Origin of the sequence: Synechococcus sp. H55.11 (assembly GCF_047462475.1) — a bacterium.
GTDB lineage: Bacteria > Cyanobacteriota > Cyanobacteriia > Thermostichales > Thermostichaceae > Thermostichus.
Genome location: NZ_JANSJI010000103.1, coordinates 1 through 6,923, shown reverse-complemented (window position 1 = coordinate 6,923; position 6,923 = coordinate 1). Strand labels below are relative to the sequence as shown.

The 6,923-nt window shown below is 60.3% G+C and carries 7 protein-coding genes, 1 tRNA gene and 1 pseudogene; 4 read left to right on the top strand and 5 right to left on the bottom strand.

Going from position 1 to position 6,923, the window contains the following annotated elements; all coding sequences use genetic code 11:
- Positions 1-109 precede the first annotated feature (109 nt).
- From NW853_RS04615 to NW853_RS04605, 3 genes are all read right to left on the bottom strand, one after another.
- Complete coding sequence (locus tag NW853_RS04615) at positions 110-1,528, bottom strand: cytochrome c biogenesis protein (RefSeq protein ID WP_414348022.1); 1,419 nt, start codon at positions 1,526-1,528, stop codon at positions 110-112.
- 80 nt (positions 1,529-1,608) lie between these two features.
- A complete protein-coding gene (locus NW853_RS04610; protein ID WP_414334236.1) occupies positions 1,609-2,358 on the bottom strand; it encodes a cytochrome c biogenesis protein CcdA in 750 nt (249 codons plus the stop codon).
- A gap of 68 nt (positions 2,359-2,426) precedes the next feature.
- A complete protein-coding gene (locus NW853_RS04605) occupies positions 2,427-3,317 on the bottom strand; it encodes a prephenate/arogenate dehydrogenase (RefSeq protein WP_414334234.1) in 891 nt (296 codons plus the stop codon).
- Between the two features lie 413 nt (positions 3,318-3,730).
- Here NW853_RS04605 and NW853_RS04600 point away from each other — a divergent pair.
- Positions 3,731-4,024: pseudogene (locus NW853_RS04600) on the top strand (DUF6679 family protein); the annotation flags it as partial.
- A gap of 186 nt (positions 4,025-4,210) precedes the next feature.
- Here the strand turns inward: NW853_RS04600 and NW853_RS04595 are convergent.
- Entirely contained in the window at positions 4,211-4,972 is a 762-nt protein-coding gene (locus NW853_RS04595; protein ID WP_414334232.1) for a segregation/condensation protein A, read from the bottom strand.
- Positions 4,973-5,266: 294 nt separating this feature from the next.
- On the opposite strand from NW853_RS04595, the gene NW853_RS04590 reads away from it, so the two are divergent.
- Positions 5,267-5,338, top strand: a tRNA-Val gene (locus tag NW853_RS04590).
- 5 nt (positions 5,339-5,343) lie between these two features.
- On the opposite strand, the gene NW853_RS04585 is transcribed toward NW853_RS04590, so the two are convergent.
- Entirely contained in the window at positions 5,344-5,592 is a 249-nt protein-coding gene (locus NW853_RS04585) for a hypothetical protein (protein WP_414334230.1), read from the bottom strand.
- On the opposite strand from NW853_RS04585, the gene NW853_RS04580 reads away from it, so the two are divergent.
- Both NW853_RS04580 and NW853_RS04575 read left to right on the top strand, forming a co-directional pair.
- On the top strand, positions 5,581-5,973 hold the full coding sequence (locus tag NW853_RS04580; RefSeq protein ID WP_414334228.1) for a LapA family protein: 393 nt from the start codon (positions 5,581-5,583) through the stop codon (positions 5,971-5,973). The genes NW853_RS04585 and NW853_RS04580 overlap by 12 nt on opposite strands.
- Before the next feature lie 26 nt (positions 5,974-5,999).
- Positions 6,000-6,857 (top strand): sulfatase-like hydrolase/transferase, encoded by an 858-nt coding sequence (locus NW853_RS04575; RefSeq protein WP_414334226.1) that lies wholly within the window; start codon positions 6,000-6,002, stop codon positions 6,855-6,857.
- The last annotated feature ends 66 nt before the right edge of the window (positions 6,858-6,923 follow it).

Here is a 6,923-nt window from a genome sequence, read left to right as displayed (position 1 = left end):
GCCCCTCTCCCTGAGGGACTCCCTCACCCCCAGCCCCTCTCCCTGAGGGAGAGGGGAGCTAGATAACCCTGGGCAGTGTTGTTGGTCAAACAGCCGCCACTTGGGTAGGCTAGCCGTTGGCTAAGGACTCCGTCCCGCTGACGCGAGCGGCGGGATTGAGTTCTTTTGCCGGAGAAGGGGGAGAGGAGAGCAGTTGCTGCTCCACCAGGTGGGCAAACTCCCGCTCGAAGGTCACCAGGGCGCGGTTGGTTTTGCCCCCCAGGTAAAGCCCTGCTTCCGTCTCCAGAGCCCAAACTTGGCTGTAGCTGAAATAGCTCATCACCACCCCCAGCATCAGCAGCCCAAAGCCAAGATAGACAAGAGGGATCCCTGGATCCGATTTCACTTGCAGGCCGGTGGCGCCGATAACCTCATCTAGGTGCAGGGTAAGGGGGTTGGGAAAGCGCTGCGGAGCCACTTCGTCGAGGGCCAGGCTCATGCCCTGGCGCAGGGATCCTACCCATTGGCCCTGGGTGTCGTAGAGCAGGGCCGTCCCCTGCAAATCTGGCAACAACAGCGTCAAGCCCTCGCTTAGATCCGGTCGGGTGGGCACAAAAGCGCCCCAGAGCTTGCTGCCCGCCTGGGTGGGCACCGGCACCACTGGAATTTGGAAGGAGGGGCTGTTGTTGAGGCGGATGCGGATGCTGTCGATGCTCCAGTCAGCTTGGTAGAGGGTCACGCCGCGATAGGAGAGGGGATGGTTGACAGAGATGGTCTGGCGCTTGACCTCCTGTCCCCCATCCAGAATCGAGAGGTCAGAATAAAACTGCTTTACCCGTCCGTCGGGAGCATAGTCGATCCAGAAGCGGTTAACCCGAATTTGCCAGGTGGGCAGATGAGCCAGATCCCCTGCCCCGGTTACATGTTCAATGGCGGCAACCCCACCGCTGGGGATCAGCTCCTGGGCCTTAAAGCCCCCGAGGCTGCCCCAGATGGCCCCCAACAGGATCAGCAGCAGGCTGACGTGCACCAAGATGGGGCCGAACCGTCCGATTAGCCCCTTGCGGGCGTAGAGCCGGGATCCCTCCTCAAACACCGCATAACCCCGTTGTCGCAGCCGCTGCGGCAGCCCCTCTAGGGAGTGTTGGGGCAGATAGATCCAAAAGGGCAGCCGCCGGAAGGAAGAAGGACGGGTGAGGTAGCTCCAGCGACGGGCCACCTTGAGCATCGGCCACTGGCGCGTGAAAGAACAGGCGGCCAGGCTGCTGCCAAAGAGGATCAACAGGGCCAGAAACCAAGGGGTGCGATAGACGTGATCCAACCCCAGCTTGAGGATCAGCCGCCAGGTGAGAAAGCCAAACAGGGCCGGATGCTCAGGATAGTGAGCCTGGTAGAAGGCCACCGTTTCCTCTTGCTCGATCACCGTGCCCAGGGCGCTCAAAAGGGCAATCGCCAAGAGAAGGCCGATGGCTAGGCGCAGATCCGCCAGCAGCGGCAGCAGCTCATGGCGACAATACCGCCGCAACAGCGGAAGAGGGTGGATAACCATGGGAAGTTGTTAGCTCAAGACTTGAATGCCCCTCTCAACGGGAGGGCAGCCCCATCTTAGCCTGTAGCGGCAGGGATCCCTTAGGCCCAAGCGGAGAGGATCGTCACGGTACCAAAGCCCACCAACACCACGCCACTGGCATAGGTGAACCAGCCCGACCAGCGCCGCAGGGCCAGCAGTTGCTTGAGCGAGCCGGCAAACACCCCTGCCAACAGCAGCGGCAAGACCAGCCCCAGCGCATAAGCCAGCAGCAACCCGCCCCCCACCCAGGGCTGCCCCGTGGTGGAAACCCAAGCCAGCAAAGCCACCAAAACCGGCGTGCTGCAGGGAGAGGCCACCAGGCCAAAGGTGGATCCCAGCAACACTGCCCGGCCTAACCTGGGCCATTCGCCGGGGATCTCCAACCGGTTGAACCAAGCGGGAAAGCGCAGGGGAATCACCTCCAGCAGGTTGAGCCCCATCAAAATAGCAACTCCCCCCACCACAGTAGGCCAAAAGGATCCCGTCTGTCCGTAAACGCGGCCCAGCAAAGCTGCCCCTAAACCCAGCAGGGTCAGGGTAAAAGCCACCCCAGCCGCAAAACCCAAAGATTGGGCCCAGATGTGCCGACGCACTTTTCCGGCCCCTTCATCAGGGTTGGGGGTGTAGCCGCCGATATAGCCGATGGTTACCGGCAGCATCGATAGCGTGCAGGGGGAAAGACTGGTGAGCAAGCCGGCCAGGCCCACCGCCAGCAGGCTGACGGGAGAGAGGTGCTGCAGTTGACTCTGGACAAGCTGGGTTGCCCATTGTTCCAGGTGGTAGAGCCAAAGCTGGGCCGTACTCGACATAAGCTCAATCCGTCCAACACAAGCCCAAAGTAGCACGAACGTCCCCAACCCCACCGGAGCTGCGCCCGCTACCCTTCCTCATTGCCCAGGTCTTGAGGAACTCTGCGGGGCTGGTTAACCGGGAACTGCTGCCATTCCTGCTGAGTTCGTTGCAGCACCAGCAGCAATTCGTCCCACCTTTCACCCTCGATCAACCGTTCTATCTGTCCCAACTGCGCTCGGTAGCTGCACAGGGTAGTCAGCAGCGCCTGCCGATTGTGGCGGGCCATCTCCAAACCCAATTGCGGGATCCCTCCGCCAACACGGCTGGTATCGCGGAATCCGCTGCTGGCTAGGGTGCGAGCCAAATGCAGAATGGCGGGATCCGCCTCTTGGCTGACGGCTGCGATCAAACCGGCGCTGACCATCACCGGCAAGTGGCTGATCCAGGCCACCGCTTGGTCATGTCGCGCGGGATCGGTGCAAACGGCTTCTGCATCAACAGCAGCCACCAGTTTTTTCATGGCAGCAAGAGCTTGCGGTTGGGTCTTGGCGATGGGAGTGAGCACGTAAGGCCGCCCCCGAAACAAGCCGGCTTCTGCCGCTTGGATCCCTTGTAGGCTTTTGCCGGCCATGGGGTGCCCTCCCACGAACAAAGGCCACAGTTCGGTTGCCGGAGCAACAATGGGCTGCTTAACCGAGCCGACATCGCTCACCACGGTCTCTGCCGATAGATAAGGCACCAAGGCGGCTAGGGTGGCCAACACCTGATCCAAAGGGGTGCAGATCAGCACCACTTGAGGGTCAAAGCGGGCCAACTGGGCCAACTCGGTTCCACAGCCTTGAACAGCGCCCCGTTGCAGAGCCTGTTGGCAGGTGGCCGGGGTGCGGCTCATCCCCCACACGGGATATCCCTTTTCGGTTAGCTTGAGGGCCAGGGATCCGCCGATCAACCCCAACCCGACAATGGCAATGCGCATGGTATGGCCACTTCAAACCAGATCAAGACACTCCCCAAGTGTTCCTCACTCCCACCCTCACCCCCAGCCCCTCTCCCGGAGGGATATCCCTCACCCCCAGCCCCTCTCCCGGAGGGAGAGGGGAGTTAGGGCGGCACCTTCGCGACAGCGTTGCGTCGCAATAACGACGTAACAAACCGTTGCATTGCTATTTGAAATAACCATATCTCGATAGGCTGGCGATCCCCAGTCACGCTAAGTCAACAGGTGCTTTGGTGGCGCCCTTCCTCCTCCTGAAGAACCAACACCTCAGAAGCAAAGGCTCTGGCTGCCCTGTGGAAAAGCATACAGCCTCGGTATGCAGCCGCTAAGATGGAGGGATGAGCTGGGTAGCCCCCACAACTCACCCGGATCTTTCACTTCAGGAGGGGACCGTGCTTCATCGTAGGATCTATCAACTCAGCCGCGAAGGCAAGGATGTGTGGATCTACCTGCGCGATCAGGGACGCTGGCTGGAACGAGCCAAGATCCTCGATATCGAAGGGGATACCATCCTGGTTCGCTACGAAACGGAAGACGAGGAGGAGATCTGCTCTTGGGAGGAGATGATTCGTCTGGAAAGCATTGGGGCTGTTGCCCAGCGCCTTTCCACCATTCCCAAGGGAATGCTTAGCACGTCGGATTTGCTCATCTCGGAAGATTGTCCCCCTGCTGAATTGCTGCATTCGCCACTGTTGCCCGCGGAAGGGGAAGATCATCCCAGCGGCGAGCGCCTCGTCGAGGACTACTACCTGGATCGGGAGACTCCTGCCGAGCTGCCGGTGCGCTCAACTGGGGAAGATCTCAAACGGGTGGATCGTGCCCGGCAGGATGTCGAGGGGCAGCGGGAGAGCAACCACGACTAGAGTGGTTCTCTAGAGTTCAGCTTGTAGAGCTGTGGGGAGGAGGGATCCCATTGGGCAGGGGCGGATGGTCAATGGGCCGTAGAACTCCTCTTGGCACAGCTCTACCTGGGAGCGGGCAGCCATCAGCAGCAATGACCAGAAGACTTGGATGGGGTGAATGGCACCGCTGCTGCCGTTTTGGCAAAAGTGCTGCTGGAGAGCCGCAAAGCTGACCTGGGTCAGGCCCTGCTGCCAAAGTTGAGCCAGCAGCGACTCCAGCTCGGCGGTGGTTTCCAAAAGATTCTCCGGGTGGGCTAGCTGGGTGATGGCTGACAGCGCTTGCTGGCGAGAAACCCGTTGGGATAGGGGCTTTGGGGCAGCTTCGGGCCGGTGCTCCAGCAGGGTTTCCAGCTCTTGCAGGTGGACGATGAGTTCTTTGAGGGTGACAGGCCGGCTACGTTGAAGACGCGGCACCGCCCTGGGTTGCAACACGCCATCCAAGTCCGCCAAAGACCAGCTTGGCAAGGGATCCGCTTCCACATCCGCCGGACTGGGCTCACCCTCGTCTACTTCCGGTTCTGCCAAAGCCATCGCCTTGAGATAGACCAACATGGCAGCATGGAGCAGGGCTTGTCCCGACTCAGACAGGTCATGGCTGCTGCTGGTGGAGGCTATGCGGCTCAGAAAGCGGTCGATAACCTCGATAACCTGGACATCCCAGGGGTCGATCTCGCCGCGTTCTGCCAGATCGATGAGCAGGGCAATTGCCTCTTCGGTCGGTGAGTAGGCCATAGCACCCTACAGCTCCCTGCTCCTTACTGTAGCCCTCAGGCCGGATCCCGGCTATCTCTGACATCTCCGCATCTCTATGGCCGTCCGGCTTTTCGGCTCAACGGCTGACCCTTGGCTCTGGGGTACAAGCCCCGTCCGCCGCAGGCCTTGGTAAGGGGCGGGGCACTCGATCATCCCAGAATCCTCCTGCCTATCGCTATGCGGAAGCAAGCCAGCAGGTCGGGGAGTTGTCAAGCGATCATCGCATAATATAGAATCCTGCTCTAGTCGGATAGCTGCTAAAGTAGTACCTACGGGCGGTTAGCACAGTGGTAGCGCACTTCCTTCACACGGAAGGGGTCACAAGTTCGAATCTTGTACCGCCCATCTCTTCAGTTGCTCTGAAAAGCCAGGGGGTTCATCCCTCTGGATTGGGGCGCGGCCAAGCTCTCCGCTGCCGGACCGGTGGAGAAGAGGAAGCAGGATAGCGTAATGAAAGGGTTGAGGCCATGCAAGGACTCCGTTCCGCCGACGCGAGCAGAAGCATCCGCTCCATACTCCTGGGCTTGTGGATACTGATCCTGCTCGTCTTCCTCGTCCAAAACTGGGGATCCACAGCAGCGGTCGTTGTGGCCGGTCAAGCCGGCGCTGCGATTCCTTTGTCGCTGACGCTGTTGACTGCCTATGGGGTAGGAGTGGGCTTGGGGTTTCTGTATGTGGGCGCTTGGCGGCTGCATGACCGGGTGTTCCAGCGACAGGCAATCCGCAAGTTAAACCAGCTCATCGAGCGAGTGCGCTTCTTGGAAGCGCAGATCATCCCCCCTGACCACTATTTGCCTCAGGATCTGCCGGAGGAGGAGCCGGATCCCCAGGCAGGCCGCTATTCCTATTCCAATATCCCGCCGGAACGCATTCGCGAACCCGGTGAACCTGAGGAGGAAGGCGACGCGGCCACAGCCCCCAACTGGCGGATCGTCCGACGGCCCTATCCTGTCGAGGAGGAAGAGGAATGGGACTCCTAAACTGGTGGCGATCTTCTGCGGCTCCCTTGTCTGAGTCCGACCCTCGACCGGAACCCCAGGGACAGAATAACTATCTGCTGATCGTTCTCGACAGTTGCCGCTTCGACAGCCTGCTGGCTGCCAACCCCAAGCATCTGCTCAAGTTGGGATCCCTGGAAAAGCGCTGGAGCTACGCTTCCTGGACGGCTCCCGCCCATTACAATCTGCTCATGGGCCTGCTGCCCCACACCAGCCCCACCCAGGTCTTTGCTTCCGAACACTACAAGCAGGATTACTTGCGCTACAACGAGCGCCTCGGCACCCGCCAACCGATTGAGTTCAAGCATCTGCTGCCCCACCTCTATTTGCCGACGCTACTGAAGCACCAACTGGGCTATACCACCCACGCCATGGTCTCCCTGCCGGTGCTCAACCCCAGCACCCTGCTCAATCGCGACTTCGATTCCTACCGCCTCATGCCCCAGCACAACGATATGGCGGCCATGGTGGAGCAGTTGCGCTTTGAGCCGGATCGCCCCAGCTTTTACTTGTTAAATGTGGGCGAAACCCACTATCCCTACGCGTTGCCGGATGAGGATCCCGGCCTGTGGCCCCGCATCTCTGGGGTCAATGGCGTGTTAAAGCGCCTGGATGAAGGGGAAGAGACCGGGATCCCCTTTTTCAGCGCTGCCCAGTTGGAGGAGCTGCGCCAACGGCAGATCGAGGCGGTGCGCTACCTGGACGGGGTCTTTGAGCAACTGTTTGACCTAGTTCCCAAAAACACTTACATCACGGTTACCGCCGACCACGGCGAATTGTTCGGGGAAGGGGGCTATTTCGGCCATGGCCCCATCCACCACGAAAAGGTGCTAGAGGTGCCTTTTATTGAGGGAAAAATTCGCTAGGACAACACCCAGCCCCTCTCCCAGAGACCCAAGCGCTCCGCGCCGCTCACGCGACCACCCCCGGCC

Coding starts and splice junctions, on each gene's coding strand:
- NW853_RS04610 (WP_414334236.1), bottom strand. CDS start 2,358: ATGTCGAGTACGGCCCAGCTTTGGCTCTACCACCTGGAACAATGGGCA.
- NW853_RS04605 (WP_414334234.1), bottom strand. CDS start 3,317: ATGCGCATTGCCATTGTCGGGTTGGGGTTGATCGGCGGATCCCTGGCC.
- NW853_RS04615 (WP_414348022.1), bottom strand. CDS start 1,528: ATGGTTATCCACCCTCTTCCGCTGTTGCGGCGGTATTGTCGCCATGAG.
- NW853_RS04595 (WP_414334232.1), bottom strand. CDS start 4,972: ATGGCCTACTCACCGACCGAAGAGGCAATTGCCCTGCTCATCGATCTG.